Annotated in this window: 26 protein-coding genes; 14 read left to right on the top strand and 12 right to left on the bottom strand. The window is 55.5% G+C overall.

Annotation, left to right across the window (positions count from 1 at the left end):
- Positions 1 to 47: 47 nt before the first annotated feature.
- The 7 genes from AC27KL_RS01420 to AC27KL_RS01390 all read right to left on the bottom strand — a co-directional run bounded on the left by AC27KL_RS01420 (position 48) and on the right by AC27KL_RS01390 (position 5821).
- Positions 48 to 1010 carry an L-lactate dehydrogenase gene (locus AC27KL_RS01420; protein WP_339323191.1) on the bottom strand — a complete coding sequence of 321 codons (963 nt, stop codon included), beginning with the start codon at positions 1008 to 1010 and terminating at the stop codon, positions 48 to 50.
- Between the two features lie 151 nt (positions 1011 to 1161).
- The gene (locus AC27KL_RS01415) at positions 1162 to 1428 is read right to left on the bottom strand and encodes a hypothetical protein (protein WP_487168532.1); all 267 of its coding nucleotides are present in this window, start codon (positions 1426 to 1428) and stop codon (positions 1162 to 1164) included.
- Positions 1429 to 1763: 335 nt separating this feature from the next.
- Positions 1764 to 2942, bottom strand: coding sequence for an NAD(P)/FAD-dependent oxidoreductase (locus tag AC27KL_RS01410; protein WP_339323193.1), 1179 nt, complete (start codon positions 2940 to 2942; stop codon positions 1764 to 1766).
- 37 nt (positions 2943 to 2979) lie between these two features.
- Positions 2980 to 3420, bottom strand: coding sequence for a DUF1641 domain-containing protein (locus AC27KL_RS01405; protein WP_339323194.1), 441 nt, complete (start codon positions 3418 to 3420; stop codon positions 2980 to 2982).
- Positions 3421 to 3889: 469 nt separating this feature from the next.
- Positions 3890 to 4426, bottom strand: coding sequence for a CcdC family protein (locus AC27KL_RS01400; RefSeq protein WP_339323195.1), 537 nt, complete (start codon positions 4424 to 4426; stop codon positions 3890 to 3892).
- A gap of 98 nt (positions 4427 to 4524) precedes the next feature.
- Positions 4525 to 5103, bottom strand: a complete 579-nt coding sequence (locus tag AC27KL_RS01395; RefSeq protein WP_339323196.1) for a TetR/AcrR family transcriptional regulator — start codon at positions 5101 to 5103, stop codon at positions 4525 to 4527.
- A 1-nt stretch (position 5104) separates the two neighbouring features.
- On the bottom strand, positions 5105 to 5821 hold the full coding sequence (locus AC27KL_RS01390; RefSeq protein WP_487168531.1) for an MBL fold metallo-hydrolase: 717 nt from the start codon (positions 5819 to 5821) through the stop codon (positions 5105 to 5107).
- Positions 5822 to 6305: 484 nt separating this feature from the next.
- Here AC27KL_RS01390 and AC27KL_RS01385 point away from each other — a divergent pair, with 484 nt between their 5' ends.
- Positions 6306 to 6911, top strand: coding sequence for an RNA polymerase sigma factor (locus AC27KL_RS01385; protein WP_339323198.1), 606 nt, complete (start codon positions 6306 to 6308; stop codon positions 6909 to 6911).
- Positions 6859 to 8484 carry a DUF4179 domain-containing protein gene (locus AC27KL_RS01380; protein WP_487168530.1) on the top strand — a complete coding sequence of 542 codons (1626 nt, stop codon included), beginning with the start codon at positions 6859 to 6861 and terminating at the stop codon, positions 8482 to 8484. The genes AC27KL_RS01385 and AC27KL_RS01380 overlap by 53 nt, the downstream gene beginning before the upstream one ends.
- Before the next feature lie 103 nt (positions 8485 to 8587).
- Here AC27KL_RS01380 and AC27KL_RS01375 read toward each other — a convergent pair whose 3' ends face one another.
- Positions 8588 to 9163, bottom strand: a complete 576-nt coding sequence (locus AC27KL_RS01375; RefSeq protein ID WP_487168769.1) for a methyltransferase domain-containing protein — start codon at positions 9161 to 9163, stop codon at positions 8588 to 8590.
- Positions 9097 to 9483, bottom strand: a complete 387-nt coding sequence (locus AC27KL_RS01370; protein ID WP_487168529.1) for a putative RNA methyltransferase — start codon at positions 9481 to 9483, stop codon at positions 9097 to 9099. Before AC27KL_RS01370 ends, AC27KL_RS01375 begins: the two co-directional genes overlap by 67 nt.
- Positions 9484 to 9891: 408 nt before the next feature.
- On the opposite strand from AC27KL_RS01370, the gene AC27KL_RS01365 reads away from it, so the two are divergent.
- The 3 genes from AC27KL_RS01365 (at position 9892) to AC27KL_RS01355 (ending at position 12448) form a co-directional block, all read left to right on the top strand.
- Entirely contained in the window at positions 9892 to 10326 is a 435-nt protein-coding gene (locus AC27KL_RS01365; protein ID WP_212948779.1) for an RrF2 family transcriptional regulator, read from the top strand.
- Between the two features lie 213 nt (positions 10327 to 10539).
- On the top strand, positions 10540 to 11067 hold the full coding sequence (locus AC27KL_RS01360; RefSeq protein ID WP_340996744.1) for a sigma-70 family RNA polymerase sigma factor: 528 nt from the start codon (positions 10540 to 10542) through the stop codon (positions 11065 to 11067).
- The gene (locus AC27KL_RS01355; protein WP_487168528.1) at positions 11057 to 12448 is read left to right on the top strand and encodes a DUF4179 domain-containing protein; all 1392 of its coding nucleotides are present in this window, start codon (positions 11057 to 11059) and stop codon (positions 12446 to 12448) included. The genes AC27KL_RS01360 and AC27KL_RS01355 overlap by 11 nt, the downstream gene beginning before the upstream one ends.
- Positions 12449 to 12504: 56 nt before the next feature.
- Here the strand turns inward: AC27KL_RS01355 and AC27KL_RS01350 are convergent, their stop codons facing one another.
- A complete protein-coding gene (locus tag AC27KL_RS01350; protein ID WP_339323203.1) occupies positions 12505 to 13086 on the bottom strand; it encodes an LOG family protein in 582 nt (193 codons plus the stop codon).
- Positions 13087 to 13471: 385 nt separating this feature from the next.
- On the opposite strand from AC27KL_RS01350, the gene AC27KL_RS01345 reads away from it, so the two are divergent.
- The 5 genes from AC27KL_RS01345 to AC27KL_RS01325 all read left to right on the top strand — a co-directional run bounded on the left by AC27KL_RS01345 (position 13472) and on the right by AC27KL_RS01325 (position 18113).
- Positions 13472 to 14518 (top strand): lactonase family protein, encoded by a 1047-nt coding sequence (locus AC27KL_RS01345; protein WP_339323204.1) that lies wholly within the window; start codon positions 13472 to 13474, stop codon positions 14516 to 14518.
- Between the two features lie 353 nt (positions 14519 to 14871).
- The gene (locus tag AC27KL_RS01340) at positions 14872 to 15981 is read left to right on the top strand and encodes a sulfate ABC transporter substrate-binding protein (RefSeq protein WP_487168768.1); all 1110 of its coding nucleotides are present in this window, start codon (positions 14872 to 14874) and stop codon (positions 15979 to 15981) included.
- Between the two features lie 30 nt (positions 15982 to 16011).
- Positions 16012 to 16851: a sulfate ABC transporter permease subunit CysT gene (gene cysT / locus AC27KL_RS01335; RefSeq protein WP_036708671.1), complete on the top strand. Its 840-nt coding sequence runs from the start codon at positions 16012 to 16014 to the stop codon at positions 16849 to 16851.
- Positions 16852 to 17712, top strand: a complete 861-nt coding sequence (cysW, locus tag AC27KL_RS01330) for a sulfate ABC transporter permease subunit CysW (RefSeq protein WP_487168527.1) — start codon at positions 16852 to 16854, stop codon at positions 17710 to 17712.
- A 173-nt stretch (positions 17713 to 17885) separates the two neighbouring features.
- Positions 17886 to 18113 (top strand): YezD family protein, encoded by a 228-nt coding sequence (locus AC27KL_RS01325; protein WP_487168526.1) that lies wholly within the window; start codon positions 17886 to 17888, stop codon positions 18111 to 18113.
- A gap of 140 nt (positions 18114 to 18253) precedes the next feature.
- On the opposite strand, the gene AC27KL_RS01320 is transcribed toward AC27KL_RS01325, so the two are convergent.
- Complete coding sequence (locus tag AC27KL_RS01320; protein WP_487168525.1) at positions 18254 to 19120, bottom strand: hypothetical protein; 867 nt, start codon at positions 19118 to 19120, stop codon at positions 18254 to 18256.
- A gap of 71 nt (positions 19121 to 19191) precedes the next feature.
- Entirely contained in the window at positions 19192 to 19845 is a 654-nt protein-coding gene (locus tag AC27KL_RS01315; protein WP_487168524.1) for an MgtC/SapB family protein, read from the bottom strand.
- Between the two features lie 417 nt (positions 19846 to 20262).
- Here AC27KL_RS01315 and AC27KL_RS01310 point away from each other — a divergent pair, with 417 nt between their 5' ends.
- From AC27KL_RS01310 to AC27KL_RS01295, 4 genes are all read left to right on the top strand, one after another.
- Positions 20263 to 20832 (top strand): glycerol-3-phosphate responsive antiterminator, encoded by a 570-nt coding sequence (locus AC27KL_RS01310; RefSeq protein WP_339325016.1) that lies wholly within the window; start codon positions 20263 to 20265, stop codon positions 20830 to 20832.
- Between the two features lie 19 nt (positions 20833 to 20851).
- Positions 20852 to 22327, top strand: coding sequence for a glycerol kinase GlpK (gene glpK, locus AC27KL_RS01305; protein WP_487168767.1), 1476 nt, complete (start codon positions 20852 to 20854; stop codon positions 22325 to 22327).
- Positions 22328 to 22485: 158 nt separating this feature from the next.
- On the top strand, positions 22486 to 24168 hold the full coding sequence (locus AC27KL_RS01300) for a glycerol-3-phosphate dehydrogenase/oxidase (protein WP_487168523.1): 1683 nt from the start codon (positions 22486 to 22488) through the stop codon (positions 24166 to 24168).
- Between the two features lie 501 nt (positions 24169 to 24669).
- Positions 24670 to 25302 (top strand): NAD(P)-dependent oxidoreductase, encoded by a 633-nt coding sequence (locus tag AC27KL_RS01295; RefSeq protein ID WP_487168766.1) that lies wholly within the window; start codon positions 24670 to 24672, stop codon positions 25300 to 25302.
- The last annotated feature ends 52 nt before the right edge of the window (positions 25303 to 25354 follow it).

The following is a 25354-nucleotide window of genomic DNA, read 5'->3' as shown; positions in this document are numbered from 1 at the left end:
CATGCTGCGAACGAGGATGATGGCCGTGACGGCAACGGAAGGTTAACTTAACGTATCGGCTCGAGCTGGAGACCCTCCAAATTGCGGCGGATCAGGGCGCAGGAATCCTCGAACCGCTTCCGTTCGTCTTCGCTTAACTTAAGCTCCAGCAGTTCCTGAATGCCGTCGCTGCTAATGATGGCCGGGACCCCGGCGCACACGCCGTGTTCGCCGTACTCCCCGTCGAGTATGGCGGATACGGCGATGATTTTATGTTCGTCGTTCAGGACGGCACGGGTAATATGGGCGATGGCGCTGCCGATCCCGAAATGGGTCGATCCCTTCCGCGTGAAAATTTCCCATCCGGCATCCTTCGTTTTGCGCGCGATATCGTTCAAATCGACATGCTTGAAACGTTCCGGGTGCTGCTCCAAAATATCGAGGATCGGCTTGCCGCCGATCGTGACGTGCGACCATGCGACGAATTGCGATTCGCCGTGTTCGCCCAACGCATACCCGCTGACGCTGCGCGGATCGATGGAAAACACGTCCGAGAGCAGCGTTTTGAGCCGCGAAGTATCGATGGAAGTGCCCGTACCGATGACGCGATGGCGCGGAAAACCGGTAAGCTTCCAAATCATGTACGTAACGAGATCCACCGGATTGGCGGCCGTGATGAAGATCCCCTGAAAACCGCTCTCCACGATCGGCGTCACGATTTGACGCGTAATTTCGGCGGCTTCGGCCAGGACGTCCATCCGGTTTTGCCCCGGCTTCGGATTGGCGCCGGCCGTCAGGATGACGACGTCGACGTCGGCGCAGTCCGCATAGGTTCCTGCGTACACGGTCGTGCGCGTATGCGTAAAATCGATGCAATGCGACAAGTCCAGCGCCTGGGCAAGCGCCCGGTCGTATGTGCGGTCGATCATCATGATCTCGTCGCAGATGGATTGGTTGATCATCGCGTAAGCGCAGCTGGATCCGACCATGCCGGAGCCTACGACGGCAACTCTTCTTCTTTTGCGTTTCATGTTTCATTCGCTCCTTCAATCCTATTGTACACGAGATTGTGATAAAAATCCCATAATCGGCCGCTTCGGCGAAATTCGGTCCATTACGGCCCAAAAACGATAAAAACCGGCAGCGCGGCGGCTTCCGGTGAGAGTCCTTTTGGAGCTTCGTTCAGGGGGCTGGAGGACTCCAGGGCCGCCGGATCCATGTGCCTGGCCGCAGCCTTAAAAAAAGACCCCGACAGCGCAAATATCTGCATAAATGCGTCCCGATGGAGCTCCCCAAAATCGCGATCGTTTCATGTCCGTTGATCCGTCTGAGCCCGGCATACAGGGCGGTGCTGAACATCACGTCGACGATGACGAACTTTGCCAGATCCGCGCGCGTAAATACCCAGACCTGAAACTCCTTTTGGTGAATCCCCGCAAGCTTTCGCATGCCGCCCTCCTTCCCTTTCGCCATAAATCCCTCGCTTTTTTAGGATATATCAAAGCAAAACGTTTGAGAACACGCGGACAAGATCGAATTTTGTTCGGCGATCATACTCTTCGTCCCATAGCCATATTGAAAATAGCCCAAAGCGCCGATCGGCAGCGGCTCTGCCGGTTCCGGAGCTGCCCGGGCTTGAGGGCATCCCGAAAGTCCCGTCACGACCTGTTATGGATGCAGACCGCGCTTGAAAAAAGCCTGGCATCGTAAAAAACAGGGTATCCCCGGTCGCCAAGACCGTGAGGATACCCTGTTTGCCGCTTCAAGCGGTTGTTGTAATGAGATTAGTAAGCCAGCGTATACAATGCTTTGATGTGGGAGAGGTAACGGATGTTACTTGCTTCCTTCATCAGCGTCGCCGGCAAACCTTTCAGCGAAATGTTGTTTTCGCCGATGGTTGCTACAGCGTCTTTGCGGCCAAGGCTAGCCAGCGTACCGGAGTTTACCGGAGCAAACGTTTCGAAAGCCTTGTCGTTCAGGAACGCATACAGGTTGTAGCCGATCAGCTCGCCCATTTGCCATGCGATTTGCGCGGTTGGAGGGTAAGGACGTCCGGTTTCATCGAAGTATACGGCGCTGTCGCCGGCAACGAATACGTCTTTATGGGACGTGGATTGCAGGAACTCGTTGACGGTTGCGCGTCCGCGGTTGACTTCCAGGCCGGATTCGCCGACAAGCGGATTGCCTTGCACGCCGCCGGTCCATACGAAGGTGTTGGTGACGATTTTTTGGCCGTCTTTCAGGTCAACAACGTTACCTTCCACGTTCGTTACAGGCAGTCCGGTCAAGAACGTTACGCCGCGGTTTTCAAGGCTTTTGGTCGCGCGTTCGATCAGATGGTCAGGAAGCACAGGCAAAATTTTAGGGCCGGCTTCAACGAGCATCAATTTGATTTCGCTGCGGTCAATGCCGTATTTTTTGGTCAGGCTTGGCAAGATGTCGGCGATTTCGCCCACGAGTTCGACGCCGGTCAAGCCGCCGCCGCCGATGAGGATCGTTGCGTCAGCCGGATCTTTGGATTGGGAGTAAGCTTGGATGCGTTCTTCGATATGGCGGTGGATGCGGTTGGCATCGTCAGCGGATTTGAGCACCATGCTGTATTTGTCGAGGCCGGGAATGCCGAAGTAAGCGGTGATGCTGCCGAGGCCGACGACAAGCGCGTCGTAAGTCAGCTTGGAACCGTCCGAAAGCTTCACTTCTTTGTTGTCCACGGAGAAAGACTCGACCTTGGCGATTTTCAGATCGATGTCTTTGCCTTTGAACAGTTTTTCAAGCGGCATGGCGATCGCTTTTTCTTCGATGCTGCCCGCAGCCAGGCGGTGAAGCTCGGTAATGATTTGGTGAGTCGGATATTGGTTCACCACGGTCACGCGCGCTTGGTCTTTGTTCATGTATTTGCGAACGGTCAGCGCGGAGAGGAGTCCGCCATATCCTGCACCCAAAATGACAATATGTTTTGACATAGTTTTTCCTCCGTCCTTACCTAAATATTAAAGTGGATTATTTTTGTTCTTTCGCGTTTTCAGCAGAGACTTGGAGATAAGCGTTCACGAAACGGAACATTTTTTGTGCTTGAGGATCTTTCAGCAATTTGAGCAGGCCAAAAAGACCGATCACTTCTTGACTGCTTTCTGCGCGGTCTTTTGCTTCGATCACGTTTGCGGCGACGGATTTCACCGATTTGATAACCGGGGTTGCCATCTCCTGAATGGCGCCAACCGTGTCGCTTTTCAGCGTTTTGTCCGTAGCCACGGCTTGAGCGAAATCGTAAGACTTTGTCAATACATTCACAAGCTCGGTCAGCTTTGGAAGATGGTTGACCAGCGTGGTCAAAGATTCCTGAACCTCGGGCTTGAGCAGCTGGTCGAGCAAATCCTGTTGATTTTGGCTGACAGGCTCGTTCGCTTGTTCAGTCTTTGCATCAGTAATTGTTTCCGACATGTCCATTTCTCCTTTGCGTAAGCAGCAGTGCTTAATTTTATTTTAAAAAGGGCTAATAGACCCTTTTTGGGCAGAGGGGTCTAGAAGCAACAGACCTTCCTCAAGTGAAAAAGGCCGCAATCTAACTCATCATTACCTATGTTAACATAATGTTCACCAAAAGGATAATGAGGCATTTCAAGCCTTACGCACAAATTGTGAAGTTTTACACAAGTATACGTCTTCTTGGTCCGAATCTCTCTGTTTTCCTCCATTTTTGTGCGCAAATTGTGACAAATTCAACAAAGTGTCGCTGAACGGATGAAACATGTTGCCGCTTTTTGTCCTTCTCCCCTAGGTTCTGCATTTCCATAATGCAATATACCTTTGAATGCAGCAAGATGCAAGGGGAAGGGGCTCCGTGCCGAACAAAAAACCGCCTTCTGCGGCGGGCCGCGGAAGACGGTGAAAGGATGCGTAAATATCGTTGTTATTTTGCATTCGTCGAGGTCGGGGGTTCCTGGGGCAGCGGGGTGCTTTGCAGTTCGCCCGACGCTTCGATGGAGCGGTATTGTTTCAGCATGAACACTCTCCAGCGGACGATCATGCCGAACGCCAGCAAGAAAAACAGGGCGCCGGACTGCGGAATCGAAACATACTCGTCAATCACCTGGTGAAGCACGGTACGGACGATCAGCAGGACGAACAAGATGACCACGAAGCTTTTGGAACGTCTGGCGAACACCTGGCCCTCCGAGACCTCGAATTTGGTGCTGCGAATGAGCGGATATGAAAATATGAACCAGCCGACAAGGAAGGCGGCCAACGCCCAGAGCCACGGAACCCGGACTTGCGGCGCCACGAACATCAGGAAGCCTGTGGCCATGCCTAGCGGCGGAATAATGATTTTTTTGATCGTTACCGGTCTGTTGCTGGCCTTCAAGCGGACAAAAATGACCAGAAGAGCCATCAATAAAGCCCCTACGGTGGATCCGATTTGAAGATATGAGGGACTGATATGAGCCACGTTCAAGACTCCTCTCTTCATAATGATATAATTAATCACGTATAACTATATTATATCACACCCGGCAAGAAGTAAACTTGAACGCCATATGACATTCTTTACTTATGGATCGGCTTTTTGCTCGTGTGCAGCCCTTCCAAAAAAGCCCGCAAAACGTATTCCAGGCTTTCATCCACCTTCAGGTCCATTTGAAATCCTCCGTGCTGCTCAAGCGACGCAAACCCGTGCAAAAGGCTGCGCAGTCCGCGGATCGCGTGCAGCGTTTCCGTTTCGCCGAGCCCGTAAGGCTCCATAATCCGCAAAAAGAGGTTCAGCAGCTCCTGTTTCGCCGATTCCAGCTCTTCGTGCCGCTGCGTGTTTACCTTATAAAAGGCTTCGTACAACCCGGGGCGGGAGCGTGCGAACCGGAGGTAAGCGCCGCATAAGCTGAGGATCGCATCGTCGCCCGTTTTGCCGATGACTGCGTCCCGTGTCGTTTCGACAAGCAAGCGGATGCAGTGAACGGTCAGCGCCGCCCGCAAATCGGGAAGGCCGTTCACGTGGTTATACAGGGAAGGCGAACGCACTTTCAGCTTTTGCGCAAGCGCAGCCAGGGTCAGCGAATCCAATCCGGATTCGTCGGCGATTTCGGCGGCGGCAACGAGGAGGGTGTGACGGTCGAGGCCCATTTTCGCCATCTTATTTCACCTCCCGAAAAGCGGCTTCGGCCCGCAGAATGGCCTGGTTCATGGCACCGGCGGGCTGCTCCAGCATCCGGCCGTGGCCGACGGCCAGCCAGGACGGCTTCAGGTCGGCCAGGCGGCGGGCGCTTGCCAATGCGGCTTCTTTATTCCAGGTCGCCATCGCGGGGAAAGGGAAAAGCGGCCGCGTGTCGCCGGATACGGCCATCCCGCCCCGGATTTGGAACGCGTCGCCGGCGATCAGGACGCCGCTCCGGGTATCGTAGAAGGCCATATGGCCGGGCGTGTGCCCCGGAGAGGCGATGGCCAGGAGGGAACCTATCCGATCCCCGTCCGCCAGGAGGCGATCCGGATTCGTGCGGACTTTTTGCGGGACGTCCCCCTTGATCGGCGTTTGCGGTTCTCCCGCTTCCAGGGCGCGGCTGCCGGCCAAAAGGGCCTGATCCCGGCGCGATATAACCACTTCGGCGTTTGGGAGGGCTTCCTTTAATCCGTCCAAAGCCCCGACATGGTCTCCATGCGCATGGGTGAGCAAAATGCGGGTAATCGGTTTACCGAGCGAATCCGCGGCGTTAAGAATCCCCTTCAGGCTGAACGGCATGCCGGCGTCGATCAGGGTCAGGCCGTCCGCTTCTTCGACGAGATACACGTTGACGGGGAACAGGCGGGGCAAAAAGGAAAGCTGGGTGACTTGATGAACGGTCGTTTTTTTCATGAAAATCATCCTCCCATACGCTAAAACTAATCTTATTAGCATTATAACTAATGGTATTAGTTTTTGGCAATCATTTATTTTCCAACATCAACACATTTTTTTATAAGGCATCTTCAACGTTCGATTCCGGACGCTCTCCGGACACAACGTTATAGTTGGACGAATGCGTTTCACGCCAAGGCTGCTTGGCGGAAAGCCGCTGCTCGGATGTTTGCAGCATTCTCTTTCAAAAAAGCGTTTTCAAAAGGACGAAATCATACTATAATGGGAATTGTAAACCCTTTCATATGTCTAATCTGATTTGGGCCCTTCATTCGGAGGGCTCCTTTTTTTCGGGGTTCCCCGCAAAAGCGCTTGAACCGGCTCGCAGCCCGGGTCCGCTTGACGGGGACTTTTTGTATAAAAAGCGAGAGGAAAAACCTGCCTCCTTCGTCTACTAGATATGTAAAATGGTCAGAGGAAGAGAGAGCAGGGGAGGATCGTTATGATAGACCCGTCACGGGACGCTGCGCTGGTCAAACAGGTGCTTGCCGGACATAAGGACAGCTTTGCGCAGCTGGTCGATACGCATAAAAACAAAATATACGGTTTGCTTCTGGGCATGGGGGCAAACCCGCAGGACGCTCAGGATTATACGCAGGAAGCTTTTCTGAAGGCTTACCGCAAGCTGGCAAGCTTCAGGGAAGACTCCAGCTTCGCCTCATGGCTGTACACGATTGCCGTGAACGTCATGCGGGACGCGATGCGGAAAAAAAAAGACCTGCTGGCGGATGACGGCGTCCTTGGCGAGGGAAGGCACCATGCCGAAACGCCGGAATTAGCCTTTCTGCGCAAGGAGACCGGCGGAGAAGTGCAGCAGCTCATCAACCAACTGCCCGAAAAATACCGCATCGTGCTGCTGCTGCGATATACGAACGAGCTCAGTTACGAAGAAATCGCCGAAATTGCCGGCATTAAGGTAAACCAGGTGCGGAACCGGCTTCACCGAGCCAAGAAGTCCTTATGCAAAATGGTCAAGGATAAGGAGGGGATAAAGCATGAAATGCTGGAATCTGTCTCAGACAAGAGAATTCATTCGGTCTGGAAATAACGCGATGGATGAAGAGGCGCGCCTCCACATGCAAACTTGTCCGGAGTGCCGTTTGCTGCTGCAGCTGGCGGAAGAGGGGGAAAAGGCGTGGGAAGAGCTGCTCTTTCGCAAGGCATTGCCCGACGGGTTCACGGAGCGGGTGATGGCGTCTTTGGCCGACATTGAAATCGAAGACGGGGACGGAACCATGGAGCATGGGCATCCGGCATCTTTTCGGCGCAAGCGCAGATACGGACGGATCATCCGAAAAAGCGCGCTGTGGATCGCATCGCTGGCCATCGTCACGGCTGCCCTCACCTTATATGCCCAGCCGTCCATCGCCGATTGGGTAAGGTCCATTTTTTCCAAAGAGACGACGGACAGCGGGATGCTCGATGCGCGCAAGCTGGGCATTGTGCAGAATCCCCATGTGAAGGTGAAGGATAAAGGTTACGCGCTGGAAATCGACGAGGTCGTTGCGGATGCCACCAGGCTCGTCATGGGCGTGAAGGTGACGGACCCCCAAGGGAAGCCTTTGGTTTACGCGATCGATTGGCATGATCTCCATATTACGGATTTGAACGGAAATGAGGTCGCGGAGCTGAGAGGCATCGAGGGATCGGACACGGTCGAAAAATTGACGTTTGTTTTTGTGAAGGAAATCCCGGCGGATGCGCTGATCGTGCAGGCACGAGTCGACCATCTGCAAATTCCGTACACCGGAAAGGTCGTCGACGGGAAATGGGATTTCAGGTTCGAGCTGGACATGAAAAAGGCGAACGCGATGAACATCACGACGCCTTTGCATGAGAAATATACGACCCCCGACGGTCTGCGGATCGAAATGGAGAAGCTGGTTCGCACGCCAAGCGGAGTGCGGCTCGAGTTAAGCACGTCGTTAAGCCCCCGGGCGGCCCGGCGTTCTCCGGGCGAACTGGAGTCCAAGCAGCAGCTGATGTTTCATTTTGAAAATGAGCAGGGGGAAGACATTTCGAGCGTCAATAACATCAAGTTCCCGCATATGGAAACCATCATTTCGCAAAACAGCGAACTCCGGGGCGGGAAACGCCACTGGACGTTCACGTTCCGTTATCTTCCCTATGACCGCCAGAAGCTGCGTTTCGTGTTGGACGGATATTCCATCCCGGTCCGAAGCGGCGGTTCGGTGGAGCTTGTTCCAAGCGAGCTGAAACACCATCCGGCCGTGTTCAAGGATCAAGGAGACGAACTGACGTTAAGCGATTTCTGGGTCGACAACGATCCCAACCAGAAAGAGGGGGCAGGCCCGAACGTCAGCCTGATCCGGATGAAGGGCAAATTCCGCAACATGTTCAACCATGACGAATGGATCGTAAAGGATTCGGACGGAAAGGAATACCTGGTGACGTACAGAGGATCGGTCGGGTGGGGTGAATGGAACGAGGCAACGGGGGACCCTGGCTTTATCGTGAACGGAATGAAACGGCTGCCCGAAAAAGCGACGCTTATCCGCATCGTTACGGACAAATGGTACAACAACGTGGAATGGTCCTTTGAGCTGCCGAAGGGTAAATCGATCCCCGGTCTGGAGCATGCGGACCCGCCGACGTATTAACGGAATCGGCGCGGGCTTGGCCTGAACGACAAAAGCGTACCCCTTCCAGGGAGCCTGGAAGGAGGTACGCTTTTTGGGCTAAAACATTCATTAGCGAAAATATTCATCCGATAAACGGTTTTCCCCATAAAATATAAAAATCAAACGTCAGCCTAAAGGAGCTACGGGCGAGCAGCCCTCGGACCTGTTCCTCGGTGGCTTGCCAGGACAGCGGCGTCATCCGGAGCATGGCTTCCAAATGATGCGGCTCCAGCTCGGCTTCGTACCGCACGTGGCGCTGCTTCATGTCCGGAAAATGTTTGGCGAACAACGCGGCCGTATTTTCCGCAGCCTTCGTGCGGCGGGCACGCTCCCCGTACAGAAACTGCCTGAACTCCCGCAAATACTCCGGTCCCGGAACCACCTTCGCAAGCATGCCGTTCGGTTTGAGCAGCCGACGGAATTCCCCGTAATTGGAGGGGGACAATATATTCGTGACGACGTCAAACGCTTGATCCCGAAACGGACTGCGGGCCAAATCGGCCACGACCCAGATGGCGCGGGCGTTTCTTTTGGCGGCCGACACGATGCCCGGCTTGGACAGATCGGCCCCTACCGCGACGATGTCTTGGTTCATGGCAGACTCCAGTCTGGCTTGAAGAGCGGATACGTGCGATCCTTCGCCGCATCCGGCATCCAACAGCGCCAAGGCACGGCCGGACCCGGCCGCATGTTGCCGTTGATGACGGAAAATAAATGTTCGAGCAGCAAATCAAAATATCCGGCGTCGTTGATCAGCCTGCGCGCCGCGAACAATTCCTTTTCGTATTTGCCCGGCTTGGCGTTCGGCAGCAGGTGGACGTACCCGTCGCGGGACAGATCAAAAAGGTGGCCGGCCGTGCATGACAGGCTTCGTTCGCCCGCCATGTTCATGGCCCCGCCGCAGACGGGACAGCGGAAGATGGTTGCGTGGCGGGCTAAAAGGCTCGCCAAATGATGCAGATGTTCTTTTTTGGACAATGCAAATACACCCCATTCATTCGTTTGGTTCGGGATATTGCAAATCCCGGGGCAAATGAAAAAGGCGCAGTTAAATAAACCTCGGCTTCAGGCTTCAAAAAAAAGCGGCCGGGTCGATTTAAACCTGCACCTCTCATTAACGCAAACGAATGTAATGGATCATGGCCTTGTCCAGCTCCTTGCCCCAAAATAGGCGGAAGCATTTTCTTCCGCCGTTCTATTGTAACACGAACCCGAAACAAGATAAAATCACAAGGATGGGGTTTATCTTTCCGACGGCTTGATACACTAGAAATAAAGGTTGTAGATTTCGTGTCCGGACCCCCAAAGGAACGTAAAGGAAATGGTCCGCCCCGGTTGACACCGGCAACTGTTAACCATATAATTACAGTATAAGGAGGAGCAAAAATGAATAGTGAGTTTAACATTGCCGTCCATTGTTTAACCCTTCTTAGCGTAAAAGAGGATCATATGGCTAACAGCGAGGAAATCGCCAAAAGCGTATGCACGCATCCTGCCCGCATACGCAAGGTGCTCGGCCTGCTGCGCAAACATGGGTACGTGGCGACAAAAGAAGGCGTCGGCGGAGGGTATCTGCTGAATCCGGACACCGAAAACGCGACGCTGGGAGACTTGTATCGTTTGCTCGCCCGAGGCTCCTTGAAGCCGGGCTGGTGCTCCGGCGGCGAAGAGCTGAATTGCGAGGTTGCAGCCAATATCCAGGGGATCATGGATCAAATATACAGCGGCGGAGAATCCGCGCTGGAACGATATCTGGACGGGATTACGATGAAGGACGTCAAACGCCAGATCGTTGAAGCCGGAACCGCGGACCCGGTTTAATATCGCAGTTATAGACAGGCAGCTTCTGAAGGGGCTGCTTTTTTGCTGCGCTTTTTTATGGAGCGATGTGGCAAAATCGATGGACAAAAAATAAAACCGTTTACGCTTCTGCGCTGTCTTAAATATACGGAATGACAACATCCGTTATCGATCCTGGAACGGTTCGATGAATCTTCACCGGCCGGTGAAAATGCAGGAAAGGGGTTAAGCGAGATGAGCGACCCGGAACTTACGGCCGCTGCCTGCCATGGGGATGAAGAAGCGTTTTACGCGCTGGTATCCGGATTAAAGAGAAAGCTGTACGGCATTGCGTTCAGCTATTTGGGCAATGAGGCGGACGCGCTCGAAGCCATGCAGGAAGCGGTGTGCAAAGCCTGGGCGAACTGCCGCAAGCTGAAAGAAGCTTCGGCCTTCGAGGCGTGGCTGGTCCGCATTCTGATCCGCTGCTGCATCGACGAACAGAAGCGGAGGAAAAGGACCCTGCCGCTTCTGTTCGACAAAGATGAGCGCATGGCCGAGATGGTCAGCGACAGCAGGCTGGACTTGCATCAGGCGATGGGGCGGCTGAGGCCGAAATACAGGCATGTGCTTGTGCTGAAATACTATCAGGATATGACGCTTGCCGAAATTGCCAACGTGTTGGACAAACCGGAGGGTACGGTAAAAACATGGCTTCATCAAGGCTTGAAGCAGCTGCGCGGCAAACTGAACGCAGGGGGCGAGGTATATCATGGGGAATGAACAAGAACGGCTGCTCGAGCAATATTTCGAGCCGGCGCATATCGCCAGGCGGAGAATTCCCGAACAGCGGCTTGATGCCGCGATCAAAAACGGAATGGCGCGAGGGGGAAAAGCCCAATACCGGCGGCGGGTCGGCAGGGTGGCTGCATCCTGCGCGGCAGCGTTACTTTTGCTCATTGCGGCTGCCGTCTATGTGCCCGAGCTGACTTTTGGAGGCCGTTCGGCATCCTTGCAGAGTGCAGCCGAACGGCAAATTCCGGCTTACGTCGAATGGTCCGTCGGCAAACGGGGAATGCTGCGCGAAGCCTTGGATCAGGGGAAATATCAGGCGGTCGGCGCAACGGCATCCTATGAGGGTTACCATGTCACGGTGGACGGAATCATGACGGACCGGAAGCATGTCGTGCTGTTTTATACATCGAAAAGCGATCAAGGGGATCGGATCACGCCCGTAAATCCCGGCCTGTACACGAAAACCTACGATAAGCTGCCGTTTCGGCAATTCGTGCGCGACCATCGTCAAAAAACGGGATATTACGACGAGGGAAGCTACCGGGATATGCTGATCTTCGATCTGACTGGCAGCACGCAGCTTCCGGACGAGTTTTATTTTTCGGGTAAGTGGAGCAACGGCGAGCCGGTAGCGACGCAAAAATTTCTGGAGGTAAAGATTCCCGTAGACTTATCCAAGCTTGCGGTGCTTGAACGAACGATACCGGCTGGCCAATCGTTTGATTTGGAAGGCCAGAAGATCAAGCTGGAAACGATGGTGCAGGTTCCCGAGCGTTTGAACTTAAAACTGACTTCGGATGCCGGCACGCCTAATATCGCCCGTTTTTTGGATTGGGGACTCTACACGAAAAATGACCGCGGAAACATGCTTCAGCCAGCCATGGGCCCGATAAAGGAAAACGGCGAGCTCATCTTTAGTTTCCATGCTCCGGACTATGTGAAGGGAGACCCGCTTGAACTGCGGGGATCAGGGATTGAAACGGCTTTTCGGGGGAAAAGGAAGCTCGTGATCGACACGAAACAGTTTAAGCTGATTCAAGCGCCGGACAGCAGGCTGAAGCTGGCTTCCATCGAAACGTCATACGAACGGATCCGCATCACCTCGGGGTTCCCGAGTTTTGATCCGCGGATTACCCAGTTTATGAAAGTAAATCCCGAATTCACGGACGGAAAAGGAAACAAACATAAGTTGATCGCCAACAATGCCGAGGTGATTCACGAGGGGTGGAGAAAGGATGCCGATACCGGATTGGATGCGTATTATTTCGACATTCCCGGCAAGGCCTATCCGCAGCCCCTAACCTTCGAGGCGGAGGAATATCCCGGTACGTTCATCCCACAAACATTCAGCCTTACGATTCAAAAATAACGAAAAAAACAGACCGGGCGCGGCAGGCCCCCGGTCTGTTTTTGGCTTCATCTATGTTACGTTTGGTCAGGCTTGAGAAAGGTTTTGACGGCCGGCGGCTCGTAGGCGCCGAACTGGTCGAGCAAGCGGCCCGGGTCGGTGTCGACCAAAGCCATGGTCAAATATTTTTCGTGCAGGAACTGCTCGCGGGCCATATGCTTGAAAAACTCGAGCAGAGGATCGTAATAATGGTTGATGTTCAGGAATCCGAGCGGCTTGCGGTGCAGCCCGAGCTGGGCCCACGTAAAGATTTCGAAAAATTCCTCCATCGTTCCCGGCCCTCCCGGCAGGGTCATGAATCCTTCGGACAATTCGGCCATTTTGGCCTTCCGCTCATGCATCGAATCAACGATGATCAGCTCCGTGAGATGTTTGTGGGATATTTCCCTTTTGTCCAAAAACCCCGGCATGACGCCGATCGCCTGTCCGCCTTCCGCCAGGACGGCATCCGCGACCGCCCCCATCACGCCGATGCTGGAACCGCCGTACACCAGCGTAATGCCGCGCCGTGCCAGTTCCTTCCCGAGCTGCTTTGCGCCTTCCGCGTACACGTCCGACGCGCCTTTGCTTGAACCGCAAAATACGGCTACCGATTTCAATCCAATCTCCTCCTCCAAAACGTTTTCTCTCATCTAGACATTGCCGATTGCTTCGGAAGCTTACGCTTTCCAGCCGAACTTACATCAACGCGATCCAAGCCCGGAAACGCAGAGTCTCCCTCACAGCATGTCCGCATGCAAGAGGGCTCATGCGTTCACGTCCTAAAAATGGAAGAACTTGCGTTCCGATACCATTATACCTGCAAAAAGTTTTGTCATAAAGGATGGGAATGCAGCAAAGAGAATGGGGAAGGGCGTTTTTTCGCCGGCCGAAAAAAGCGAAGTTAGCGTTGCCCCGCGGCACGGAAAAGATTATTGTTAGATTAACGGACAAGCGACATGGACACAGGAAGGGAAAATAAAATGAAGGAGCGGGATGAAAAGGATGAGCGACAACAAAAGATGGTTTTACGCCGGTACATACGCCGGGGCGGACGAAGAAGGCATTTTTTTGTGCGCCCTCGACATGGATAACGGCAGCATGGAAATCGTGCGCGGAACGGACGGCATCGCGAATGCGTCGTTCCTTGCGCTGGATGCGGCCAAAGACCGTTTGTATGCCGTGAGCGAGACGGAGGAAGGCGAAGTGTACGCCTACGCGGTAGATGGGGAAACCGGCGAACTGCAGCTGCTGGACCGCAAGCCGACCCACGGCTCGGCCCCTTGCTACATCGCGTTAACCCGGGATGGGAGCCATGTGCTGGCGGCCAATTATTCCAGCGGCCACGTGAACGCCTACCGGATCGAAGGCGACGGGAAACTTGCCGAGACAAGCCTCGTCCGCCATAGCGGCAGCAGCGTCAATAAGGAACGCCAGGAAGGGGCGCATCCGCATTCCGTGTTCCAGGATCCGACCGGGACATACGCGCTGGTATGCGATCTCGGCTTGGATGAAATTGTGTTTTACCGTTTGGACGGCGGCAAGCTTCAAGAGCATAACAGGGTTAAAATCGCTCCGGGGGCGGGTCCGCGCCATTTCGAATTCCATCCTTCGGGCAAATGGGCGTACGGTATCAACGAGCTGGACGATACGGTCAATGTGTATGCGTTCGATGGGGAGGCCGGGAACCTGGAGCTTTTGCAGACCTTGTCGGCATTGCCGGAAGGAGCCGCAACCGGAAGCAGCAGCGCGGACATCCATATTTCGCCATGCGGACTTTTCCTGTACGCCTCGAACCGCAGCGACGACAGCATCGGGCTGTATCACGTCGACCCGATGACGGGGCTCCTCAAGGCGGTCGAGTGGGTATCGACGGGGGGGCGAACCCCGCGCAACTTCGCGGTCGTCAAAGGCGGTTATGTGCTTGCCGCGAACCAGAACAGCGACTCGGTCGTTTCCTTCCGCATCGACAAGGAAAGCGGACGATTGACGCCGACGGGGCATACGCTATCGCTGCCGAAACCGGTTTGCGTCGTCCCGGTGTATAAATAATATTTTGCGTGCGGCTTTAGGCAGCTTTCGCTTGAATGCGAAGGCTGCCTTTTTATGCGGGTTCGCCGCTGTTTGAAAAAAGCCGCTTTTTTTCTAAAAAAAGGATTGACGGCGCTAAGAGTCATGATTACAATACCAATATAACATACTAAACAGGTAGGATTAATAAAAAATAACAACGCAACATTATCCGAATCACATCGTTCCCGCCGTACAAACGGAGGAACCGCCGATCCGAATGGCAAGATGCGCTTTTTTAGCGCGCGCAGATCATTGGACAGGGGTTTCTCCGTTTTTTTGTGGCTTGAAGCTTAGGCGGGGAACATCATTTAAGAAATGGGAGTGGGACCATGATGAATCGCAAGGGGATCCAAATCGCAAAAAAAGGAGCGGCAATCACGCTCGCAGTGCTGCTGACGGCGGCGCTGGCCGCTTGCGGCGCAAAAAAAGAAGCCGGGGAGTCCGCAGCGGCGGGGGGACAGAGCCAAGGCAGCGAGGCCAAAAGCGAAACCAAAAGCGAAGCCAAAGAGATTCAATTGCTGAACGTTTCGTATGACCCGACCCGGGAGCTGTATGAAAATTACAACAAGGCGTTTGCGGCGTATTGGGAAAAAGAAAAGGGGCAAAAAGTCACGATCAAGCAGTCCCATGGCGGTTCCGGCGCGCAAAGCCGCTCCGTGATCGACGGATTGGAGGCGGACGTGGTGACGCTCGCTTTGGGTTACGACATCGACGCCATCCAGAAAAAAGGGCTTATTCAAGAGGGATGGCAGGACAAATTCGAGCTGAACAGCACGCCGTACAATTCAACCATCGTCTTTTTGGTGCGGAAAGGCAACCCGAAAGGCATCAAGGACTGGAACGACCTGATCAAGGGCGACGTGCAGGTCATTACGCCGAATCCGAAAACGTCGGGCGGAGCAAGGTGGAATTACCTGGCCGCTTGGGGATACGCCCTGAAGCAGAACAACAACGACGAGCAAAAAGCAAAAGAATTCGTGCGCGAGCTGTTCAAGCATGTGCCCGTGCTGGACACCGGCGCCCGCGGGGCGACGACGACGTTCGTGGAGCGGGGCATCGGCGACGTGCTGCTGGCGTGGGAAAACGAAGCGCTGTTGTCGGTCAAGGAGCTGGGCCCGGACAAATTCGACATCGTTTATCCTTCGGTCAGCATTTTGGCGGAACCGCCGGTGGCGGTCGTGGATAAAGTCGTGGACAAAAAAGGGACGCGCGAGGTCGCGGAAGCTTACCTGAAGTATCTATATTCGGAGGAAGGGCAAAAAATCGCCGCGGAAAACTTCTACCGCCCGACGCTTTCATCGGTGCTGGACCAATATAAAGACACGTTTAAAACGCTCGATCTGTTTACGCTGAAGGATATTTTCGGGACATGGGCCGAAACGCAAGCGAAACATTTTAACGACGGCGGGGTATTCGACGAGATCTATACGCCGGGCAAATAATGGGGACCGAACAAGGGAAGGGGTGAACGCATGAGCCGAAGAAAAACGGGCCAAAGCCGGGTGCTTCCCGGCTTCGGCCTGACGCTGGGATTCAGCGTCGCGTATTTGAGCCTGGTCGTGCTGGTGCCGCTCTCGGCGCTGCTCATCAACTCGACCGGTCTCGACTGGGCCAAGTTCTGGCAGGTGGCGACCGACCCGCGCGTGCTTGCCTCGTACCGGATCAGCTTCACGACGTCGGCCGCGGCCGCGCTCGTGGATGCCGTGCTTGGCCTGCTGTTGGCCTGGGTACTCGTCCGTTACGAATTTCCGGGAAGGAAGCTGTGCGACGCGCTGATCGATTTGCCGTTTGCGCTGCCGACGGCGGTGGCTGGCGTGTCGCTGACTGCCTTATATGCCCCGAACGGATGGATCGGCTCGCTGCTGGCGCCGCTTGGCGTCAAAGTCGCCTTTTCGCAGCTTGGCATCACGCTGGCGCTGATGTTCATCGGCCTGCCGTTTGTCGTCCGGACGCTCCAGCCGGTCCTGCAGGATATGGACCGCGATGCCGAGGAGGCTTCCGCCACGCTTGGGGCCGGCAGGTTCCGGACGTTCCGCAGCATCGTGCTGCCGGCGCTGGTTCCGCCGCTGCTTACCGGTTTTGCTCTCGCTTTTGCCAGAGGCATCGGGGAGTACGGCTCGGTCGTGTTTATATCCGGCAATATGCCGATGAAAACGGAAATCGCGCCGCTGCTCATCATGTCCAAGCTGGAGCAGTACGATTACGCGGGAGCGTCGGCCGTAGCGGTGCTGCTGCTGCTCATTTCGTTCCTGATGCTGCTGGTCATCAATTCGCTGCAGCGATGGTCCAGCCGGAAAAAGGAGGCGGTATAGATGGCGGGAGGCGTACCTGGAGCCGCTGCCGTGAAGCAAGTGCAGGCGTCGCGGGCTGCAACGGAAAGACCGTTCGTCAAACGGCTGCTGATAGCCGGTGCAGGCCTGGTTTTGCTGTGGCTGATCGTGCTGCCGCTTGTCGTCGTCCTGACGCAGGCGCTGAAAAAGGGATGGGACGTATATATCACCGCTTTGTCGGACCCGGATGCACTGTCGGCGCTGAAACTGACGCTGCTTGTGGCGCTTGTGACCGTTCCTTTGAATACGATTTTCGGGGTGGCCGCCGCTTGGGCGATCGCCAAATTCAAATTTAAAGGCAAGGGCGTTTTGATCACGCTGATCGATTTGCCGTTTGCGGTTTCCCCGGTCATCGGCGGGCTGATCTTCGTGCTGGTGTTCGGGGCGAACGGCTGGTTCGGCCCGTGGCTGGCGGACCATGACGTCAAAATCATTTATGCCGTCCCCGGCATCGTGCTGGCGACGCTTTTTGTCACCTTTCCTTTCGTGGCGAGGGAACTGATCCCGCTCATGGAAGATCAGGGCCAGCAGGAAGAGGAGGCGGCCATCACGCTCGGCGCGAAAGGCTGGACCGTGTTTACGAAGGTGACGCTGCCGAACATCAAATGGGGCCTGATTTACGGAATCATCCTTTGCAATGCGAGGGCGATGGGGGAATTCGGCGCGGTATCGGTCGTGTCGGGACATATCCGCGGAGAGACGAACACGCTGCCGCTGCATGTGGAGATTCTGTACAACGAGTACCAGTTTTCGGCCTCGTTTGCCGTCGCTTCGCTGCTTCTGCTGCTGACTCTCGCGACCCTGCTGATCAAGAGCCTGTATGCAAGAAAACATGAGCATTGACGCGGCCCCGGGAGCGGCCGGAGCAAATTTTACAAAATCCGGATTGACAGCGATTTTGGCGGCATGATAATGTAACTGTAACATCATAAAACTAAGTAAATTGGTTGGAAAAGAATGAATTGATTGTGTATGGAATTCATGAATATCGTTCTGAAGCAAAGGAGGCGCTTGTCATGGCAAAAGGGCTCCAGTTAAATGAGGTATGGCTTGAGAGGATCGCCGGCCAGCTAAACGACATGGAATTCGGTTCCCTGCATATCGTCGTGCATGAAGGCCAAATCGTGCAAATTGAACGGACGGAGCGGAAGCGCTTTGAGAATACGCCCTCCAAGCCGGCGAAGGCGGGAATCGCAGCCAGATCGAGGCAGGATTTGAAAAAGGCCGCGCCGGACCGCCGGTAGCGGCGGCCGGGCAAATTTGCTTCAGCTCCCGGAATCTTCCCGGGCGGGGACCCGAACAGAACAGACACGGAAGGACGGAACGGAAAAAGTCAAAACCCGCTGATGCAGCAAGCCGTAAACGAAGGCTTGCCGTCAGCGGGTTATTTGTTGTGCCGCGTCGGGTCGCCAGGCTCCAACAAGTCGGCGGAACCCGCGTACGGACGGTCCCTCCGCGAACGCTTCGGTCCCAATCCGAAACCGCACAAAAACAAGAGAATTTGAACCGCTAATATGTAAGGGGCAGCCTGCAGGCCGGCAAGATGGGCCGCTGCCGCGGCGGTGATGCATAAGGCCAGCATCCGATAAGCGTATTTGGGCGAATCCTTGCGGGGCGTCATCACGGCAAAATGAAAGGAAACGACGGCCACGAGGCATGAAACATACCGCATCCACAGCTCGACTCCGGTCCAGGAAAGCGCCGGAATACGTTGATCATGGAACTGCCCGTAAAGCCCCAGGCTCCAATAGACGATGCAAGCCAAAAGGAAAAAAGGCACCGCAGGCCGCACGAGCTTCCAAAAGGCCGTTCCCCACCCCGGGTTGTCCAACGAGCGGATAATGGAAGCCTGCTCGGCGATTTTTTTCTTGATCTCGCGGTCCAGCAGCCGTTCAAGCTGGGCATGGCGCGAGGCGTCCCGTTCCCTGGCATAAGCGTCGATGGCTTCGATCATCTCCGTCGTCACCAGAGGGACAGCTTTGCATTGCTGCAGGAGCAGATGCAGCGGTTCGGGCTCATGCTCCGCTTCATCCGGAGCGGCATCCGCATCGCCGCTCAGCATGCCTGCCGCGCGGCAGTACGGATCAAGCGTCTGGCGCAGCCTTTCAAGCCGTTCCGAGGCGGCCTTTCGAAAAGAGCGGGCGGTGCGGACGTATATCCATATGAACGCGATCACCGCAAATCCCGTAAAGATGATTCCGGACTGCGTACCGGTGAGATCATCTGCATGAATCCAAGCCGCAAACGGCAATGCGCAACCCTCCTTCATCGCTTTTGATTCCACTATTGCACAATAGGCTCCGGATTTCAATATTTCCTGAATTATTCCAGCTTCGCCGACAAAATATGCGGCAAACTGTCCAGATCCTCGAGCAGCTCCTGCAGGGTCCCGTTATATTTCGTTTTGGCATCGATTTTAAGATGGTACATGCCAAGGCGTTCGGGGTCCTGCTCCATTTCGTACGACGAGATGGAGATTTTCCGCGACGTTAGCGACTCCAATATCGGCTTGACGGATGATTTGGAATCCAGCTCGAAGGAAATCTGCAGCGCCCGCCCGGATTTGAATATCATGCTGAGCAGTTCCAGGCCGATCATGACAAGGACCGTCGCGCTGATGCCCGCGGCATACATGCCCGAACCGATCGTCAAGCCGATGCCCGAGGTCGCCCATACCCCGGCGGCCGTCGTTAATCCGCGCACCATTTTCCGTTCAATGATGATCATGCCGGCCCCGAGAAAACCGATGCCGCTGACCGCCTGCGCCGCGACGCGGCTCGGATCCAGCGAGACATGGTCGTGTTTCAGCACCTGGGAAAAGCCGTATTGCGACACAAGCATAATAAGCGCGCTGCCGACCGCGACGAGAAAATGGGTTCTGAGCCCCGCCTCCTTGGCCCGCAGCTCCCGTTCCAGGCCGATGATCGCGCCCAGCAGCCCGGCTACCGCCAAACGGATGATGTACTCTGCAACCATGCATTCATCAGCTCCTTTGCAAAATAAAGAATCGATCCTGATCGCCGCTTATGGATTTGCCGGCGGCACACCATTTGGATAGAAATGGGTTATCCCATATGATAACAGAAAAGAACGAGCTTCGAGGACGGCCGTCCTGATATCGGAAGAAAAATTGGCGCGGACAACGGGTGTCTATATTTTTATGATTATAAGAAAGTTTAAACATAAAGAACGCTTTTATATCCGGCGAACCGCTTTCGCTGCCGGCCGAAGCGGGTAGACACCGCTTACATTTTGATTTATAATGAATCGCAAGTTCATAAAAGTGGCGGAGAAAAGGAGAACACGCGAATGAAGTCCCTCTGGGGACCGTTTGGTGTTTTTCTTTTCTCTTTTTCGTTTTATCGTAAAAAGGAACAGGGATGGGGGAGCGACATGACCTTTACGAATCAACGCATTTTGCCGGCCGCCCGTAAAGTGAAGGACCTGGAAAAACTGATGAAATTGTCGTACGAGCATATCGTCATTTTGGATACGCACATCAGCCAAATCAGTTCGATCGTTCAACTCGCGAAATCGCACGGCAAAAAGCCGCTGCTCCACGCGGATCTGATCGAGGGGCTGAAAAACGACGAATACGCGGCGGAGTATTTGTGCCAGGTCGTGAAGCCGGCGGGCATCGTTTCGACCCGGGCCGGGGTCATCGCGAAAACGAAGCAAAACGGGCTGCTTGCGATTCAGCGCTTATTCCTGCTGGATACGAACGCATTGGAGAAAAGCTACGCGATGTTCAAACGGACGCAGCCCGATTACATCGAAGTGCTTCCCGGTGTCATCCCGCATATGATTACCGAAGTGTCCGAACGGACCGGGATTCCGGTGTTCGCGGGCGGGCTGATCCGCACGGTGAACGACGTGGAACAGGCGATTGCCGCGGGAGCGTCGGCCGTGACGACGTCGAACGTCGAGCTGTGGAAGCATTTTGAGCATAAGGAGGGGGACTAGGTTGCCGCAAACCTTTATTATGGCTCTCGATCAAGGGACGACCAGCTCCCGGGCCATCATTTTCGATAAAAACGGGCAGGTCGTCAGCTCGGCGCAGCAAGAAATCAAGCAGTATTTTCCGGAACCGGGCTGGGTCGAACACGATGCGAACGAAATCTGGGTTTCGGTGCTGGCCGTGATTGCCGCATCGTTGTCGATGGCGGGCATCGGGCCCGAGCAGATCGAAGCGATCGGCATTACGAACCAGCGGGAGACGACGGTCGTGTGGGACAGAACTACGGGGAGGCCGATCCATCGCGCGATCGTATGGCAGTCCAGGCAATCGGCCGACATTTGCGAAGACTTAAAGGGCCGGGGATATGAAGAGCTGTTCCGCGAAAAGACGGGCCTTGTCATCGATGCTTATTTTTCAGGAACGAAAATCAAATGGCTCCTCGACCACGTCGAGGGAGCCCGTGAAAAGGCGGAAAAAGGCGAGCTGCTGTTCGGAACGATCGATGCCTGGCTCGTATGGAAGCTGACCGGCGGCAAGGCGCATGTGACCGATTATTCCAATGCGTCGAGGACGCTTCTTTATAACATCCACGAGCTCGCTTGGGACGACCAATTGCTTCAAATTTTAGATATTCCGAAAGCGATGCTCCCGGAGGTGCGTTCGTCCTCCGAGGTATACGGAAGCACCGTGGAGCACCATTTCTTCGGCAGGCAGGTGCCGATCGCCGGCATCGCGGGCGACCAGCAGGCGGCACTGTTCGGTCAGGCCTGTTTCGAGAAAGGGATGGCCAAAAACACGTATGGAACCGGCTGCTTCATGCTGATGAATACCGGGCATGAGGCGGTCGACTCCAAACACGGCCTGCTGACGACCATAGCCTGGGGGATCGGCGGCCGGATCGAATACGCGCTTGAAGGCAGCGTGTTTGTGGCCGGATCGGCTTTGCAGTGGCTGCGGGATTCGCTGCGGATGCTGAAAACCGCGGCGGACAGCGAGCAATATGCGGCACGTGTCCCGTCGACCGAAGGCGTATACGTCGTCCCTGCATTTGTCGGCATGGGCACGCCCTATTGGGACGGCGACATGCGGGGAGCCGTTTTCGGGCTGACGCGCGGAACGACAAAAGAACATTTCGTTCGGGCGACGCTGGAATCGCTGGCGTATCAGAGCAAGGACGTGCTGGACGTGATGGCCGTCGATTCCGGACTGAAGCTGACCAGCCTGCGCGTGGACGGGGGCGCGGTGCGCAACGAATTTCTGATGCAGTTTCAAAGCGATCTGCTCGATACGGAAGTGGAGCGGCCGATCGTCAACGAAACGACGGCGCTGGGCGCCGCTTATTTGGCCGGGCTTGCGGTCGGCTATTGGAAGGACCAGGACGAGATCAAAGGGAGCTGGAGGCTCGACCGGTCTTTTAAACCGGCCATGCCCGATGATGAGAGGCGCCGCCTGTATGAAGGGTGGCAAAAGGCGGTTCGGGCAGCGATGGCTTACAAATAGGGATACTGCAATCGCCGTTTGCATGCTATAATGATTACAAGTTCATACGATGGTAGGAGACGTTTGAGACAACCACGAACGCCCGCGCTTCGCGTTTTGCACGCGAAAGCCGCGGGATCTTCGTGGTTTTTTTACTTTATCGAAAGAGGGGCTGCGATATGAAGCATAGGTTTTCCGGAATGGATCGCCGAACCAAGCTTGAGGAAATGGCAAACGGGATTTATGACGTTCTGATTATCGGCGGCGGCATCACAGGGGCAGGCATTGCCCTAGATGCGCAGAAGCGGGGAATGAAAACGGCCTTGATCGAGATGCAGGATTTTGCGGCGGGAACGTCCAGCCGATCGACCAAGCTGGTCCACGGCGGGCTTCGCTACTTGAAGCAGTTCGAGGTGAAGATGGTGGCCGAGGTCGGCAAGGAACGCGCCGTGGTTTATGAAAACGGGCCCCACGTCACGACGCCGGAGTGGATGCTCTTGCCGTTTTACGAAGACGGCACGTTCGGGGCGTTCACGACGTCGGTCGGGCTGCGCGTGTACGATTTCCTGGCAGGGGTTAAACCCGAAGAACGACGCAAAATGTTAAGCAAAGAAGAGACGCTCGGCAAAGAGCCGCTGCTGCGGAAGCAGGGCTTAAGAGGCGGCGGTTATTACGTGGAGTACCGCACGGATGACGCGCGCCTGACGATCGAAGTCATGAAAAAAGCGGTGGAAGCCGGGGCGAGCGCCGTCAATTACGCCAAAGCGGAGGAGCTTGTATACGAAGGCGGCAAACTGGTCGGGGTGAAGGCAAGAGACGTCATCGGCGGGGGCGTATACGAGATCCGGGCCCGGAAAGTCGTCAATGCAACCGGGCCTTGGGTCGATACGCTGCGGGAGCTGGACCGGTCCAAATCCGGCAAAACGCTGCGCCTGACCAAAGGCGTGCATCTGGTTTTCGACGGCTCGCGTTTTCCGCTCCGGCAGGCGATTTACTTTGATACGGCCGACAAACGGATGGTGTTTGCCATTCCCCGCGACGGAAAAACGTACGTGGGCACGACCGATACCGACTATGCGGGAGACACGGTTCATCCGCGCGCGACGGCCGAGGACCGGGATTATTTGTTGGCCGCCTGCAATCATATGTTTCCGGAGCTGCTGCTGACGGCGAAGGACATCGAATCCAGCTGGGCGGGCCTGCGTCCGCTGATCTACGAGGAAGGCAAATCGCCTTCGGAAGTCTCGCGGCGCGACGAAATTTTCGTTTCGCCTTCGGGCATGCTGACGATCGCCGGCGGCAAGCTGACGGGTTATCGCAAAATGGCCGAAACCATCACGGATCTGCTCGCCCGGAAGCTCCAGGCCGAAGGGTTCGGGCCGTTCGCCCCGTGCGCTACGCGGACGCTGCCCATTTCCGGCGGGGATGTAGGCGGCTCGGCGCGTTTTCCCGAATTCGTTCGCGAAATGACGGAAAAGGGCAAGCAAGTCGGCCTCGCGCCGGAATCGGCCCAACGGCTTGCGCTCCGTTACGGCTCGAACGTTCCGGCCGTATTCGACCGGATCCTTTCGGCGCAAAAGGCTGGAACGGGCCGCGGACTGTCCCAGGAAGTGCAGGCGATGCTGCTGTACGCGATCGAGGAGGAAACGGCGGCAAAACCCGTCGACTTTTTCATCCGGCGGACCGGGGCGCTGTTTTTCGATATCGCATGGGTGCGGCAGTGGAAAGAACCCGTCGTCAGCTTCATGGCGGAGCAGTTGGGCTATAGCGAAGAGCAGGTTCGGGAATACGCGGAAGAGCTTGAGCTGGAACTGAAGGCGGCCGTCGTGCCGGCGGAAGAGCTGGAACCGGTGTATTCGTAACGCAGGGCTCGCCGGCTTTTCATCCTCCTCCAAAGCAGTATGCAATGGCGCCGGAACGGAAGGCGCGGCATAAACGAATATATGAGCTTGCAAGGATAACGAAGGCCTAGGCGCCGCGACTCCCGTACCCGGGAGCGCGGCGCTTTTTTGCGGGGTATATAGGAAAAATATTCGACAAAGCTTGGATGAAGCGGCACTTGGTCATTCGGCAGACGTTAATAAGACAAGTCAACGGATAGAATCGTCGAATGAATTGAAACGTGGGCTGCGGTCGCGGGCGGCGACAGTCCCATGAATCGTTCGGTCTATAAAGGATGGATGGGGGAAATCGCGTGTTTTCTGTGCCGCGTGTTGAACGCCACCCGAAGAATTGCGGGCATAAAACGGCTTTTGAGGGTAATATAGGAATAGCGGAAAAGAGATCATTTGGACTGAAGCTTCGGCAGGTTCAAAGCAAATTGAGACAGAGGAGACATCTTCATGACAGAAACCATTCACCCCATGAACATAACGATTTTCGGAGCCACCGGCAAAGTCGGGCAGGCCTTGGTCCGGGAGGCGCTAAACCGCGGCCATGACATAACGGCCGTCGTACGCGACGCCTCCCGGTTAAAGATAGAGCATGAACGTCTGCATGCCGTGGAGGGGAATTTGTTGGACCCCGCGACGGTCGAAAGAAATGCGAAAGGACGCGAAGCGGTGATCAGCGCCTACGGACCGAAGCCGGGAGAAGAGGAGGAGCTGCTTGAAGCGGCGCGTTCGCTGATCGAAGGGGTACGTCGTTCGGGAACGAAACGCCTGCTTGTCGTAGGCGGCGCCGGCAGCCTGCTGACCGATGACGGCACCCGGCTGATGGATACGCCTTCGTTTCCGGAAGAATGGTTTCCGCTGGCTGCGGCGCATGCCGACGCCTACGTGATTTACAGCCGTTCCGACCTGGATTGGACGTATTTGAGTCCGGCGGCCGCACTGGAAGACGGCCCCCGCAGCGGCAATTTCAGAATCGGCATCGACCGGCTGATCACCGACGAGCTCGGCAACAGCCGGATCACGATCGCCGATTTGGCCGCGGCGCTTGTGGATGAACTGGAGGATCCTTATTTCGTCCGTTCAAGATTTACGGTGGGGTATTAAGGCAAGCACGCGGGCTCCGCTTCCCTCAAAGCGGAACATGCGGTCGGTTTAC

It is taken from the genome of Paenibacillus sp. YAE3, from assembly GCF_057546105.1.
Note: the sequence above shows the minus strand (reverse complement) of the source record. Positions and strands in the feature narration are given on the sequence as shown.